Origin of the sequence: Sphingopyxis sp., from assembly GCF_035565275.1 — a bacterium.
GTDB lineage: Bacteria > Pseudomonadota > Alphaproteobacteria > Sphingomonadales > Sphingomonadaceae > Sphingopyxis.
In genome coordinates this window covers 1-2,067 of record NZ_DATMST010000202.1, presented here as the reverse complement: position 1 = coordinate 2,067, position 2,067 = coordinate 1, and the positions used below count along the sequence as shown (strand labels likewise).

Sequence of the window (2,067 nt, the reverse complement as noted above, 5' to 3'; positions counted from 1 at the left end):
GCGCGGTCTGGTGCCTCGGCGACAGCTTTCACGACCGCGCCGCCGCCGAACGCATTGCGCCCGCGATCGCCGCACGGCTGCACGCGCAGGCGGCTTCGACGCAATTGCTCTGGATCGCGGGCAATCATGACGGGCTGAGTGGCGGAGCGTGGGGCGGCGCCATCGCCGAGGAGATCGTCGTCGATGGCATCGTCTTTCGCCACCAGAGCCTCGCCAGCGAAACGCGGCCGGAGGTTTCGGGGCATTTCCACCCCAAGCTCCGGGTCAGCTCGCGCGGCCGGCTCGTTTCGCGCCCGTGCTTCGCCGGCGACGACCGTCGGTTGATACTGCCCGCCTACGGCAGCCTGACCGGCGGGCTTGCCGTCGACGATCCTGCCATCGCCGCCAATTTTGCCGGTGCCTACCACGCGATGCTCGTCGCGCAGGGCCGGCGGCTCTGCTTCCCGTGTCCCGGCGGGTCGGCCGATGACGCTACGGCAAGCCGCAGGGTCGCGGCGAACTAGCTTTCGGTCATCGCCGGACAGGCGCTTTTCGCCTGTGGCCAAAAAGCATCACCCCGTCAAAAACGACGTAAATACGGGCCTCCCGCTGGAAAGGCGGGGCAATTGAGTTATGCTCCACTCGCAACAAAAAAAATTAAATGTTGAGAGGAGTGCCCGATATGAAATCTTCTTCCCTTCTTGCCGCCCGATTACTGCGTAGCAGCGCGCTGGGGCTTTCGATTGCAATCACTGCTACCGCGGTACCTGCCTTTGCACAGGATGCGGCTGCCCAGGATGCGGCCGACACCGCGACCACTGCCGCCGCGGGCGACAATGAAATCGTCGTCACCGCGCAGGGTCGCGCCCAGCGTCTCGCCGACGTGCCCGTCGCGATTTCGGCAGTCAGTGCCGAAACGCTGCAGAACAGCGGCGCAAACGACATCCGCCAGCTGAACCAGGTCGCCCCGTCGCTGCTCGTTTCTTCCACCGGATCGGAAGCGAACGGCTCGGCGCGTATCCGCGGTATCGGCACCGTCGGCGACAACCCCGGCCTCGAAAGCTCGGTCCCCGTGTTCATCGACGGCGTCTATCGCTCGCGTTCGGGTATCGGCCTCAACGAACTCGGCGAAATCGATCGCGTCGAGGTGCAGCGCGGCCCGCAGGGCACGCTCGGCGGCCGCAATTCGTCGGCGGGCCTGATCAGCATCTATTCGAAAAAGCCGAGCTTCGAATTCGGCGCCACGGGTGAAGTCACCTATGGCAATTACGACTATTGGCGGATCGGCGGCAGCGTCACCGGCCCGATCACCGACACGCTCGCCGCGCGCATCGACGGCATCTGGGTCAAGCGTGACGGTTTCCTCAAGGACGCCGCAAACAACACCGACGTCAACGATCGCGATCGCTATTTCGTACGCGGCCAGCTTTTGTTCGAGCCGACCGACGCGCTGTCGATCCGGCTGATCGCCGACTATACCTATCGCAACGAGAAATGCTGCGGCGCGACCTATATCGACAACAGCGTCAATCCCGCGATCGGCAATCTCAACAACCCGTCGAGCCCGCTGTCGGTCGGCGGGGTGCCCGCAGCCAACGGCAACAATATCATCAATGTGCTTCGCGACCTCGGCCAGCCGCTCGCGGCGTTCAACCAGGGTTATGACCGCAACATCTGGGTGAGCCCCGGCCGCAGCTTTGCCGGGAAGACCAAGGATTACGGCTTCTCGGGCCAGATCGACTATGACCTCGGCGGTGCGACGGTTACGTCGATCACCGGCTACCGCGAATATCGTTCCGGGCAGGCGGGCGACCTCGACTATGGTTCGGTCGACATCCTCTATCGCGCGCCGAGCGATGATGCCTATCGCCAGTTCCACACCTTCACGCAGGAACTGCGGGTGCAGGGCGAGGCGTTCGACGGGAAACTCGACTGGCTCGTCGGCGGTTTCTACGCCAATGAAAAGCTGACTGTGCGCGACAACCTCCGCTTCGGGACGCAGTACGGCCGCTTCGCCGCGTGCCGCCTGATCTCGGGCGGCGCGCTCGCGGGCCTATATTCGCCGACCTCGCCCGGCTGCGTCGCGGC

2 protein-coding genes are annotated in these 2,067 nt (G+C 64.7%); both read left to right on the top strand.

Annotated features, from left to right (window positions below; genetic code table 11):
• Nucleotides 1–503, top strand: a 503-nt coding sequence (locus VN047_RS14035) for a phosphoesterase (RefSeq protein WP_325543694.1), incomplete at its 5' end; no start/stop codon positions are given.
• A gap of 158 nt (nucleotides 504–661) precedes the next feature.
• Nucleotides 662–2,067: TonB-dependent receptor (locus VN047_RS14030; RefSeq protein ID WP_325543692.1), on the top strand; the 1,406-nt coding region annotated here is incomplete at its 3' end.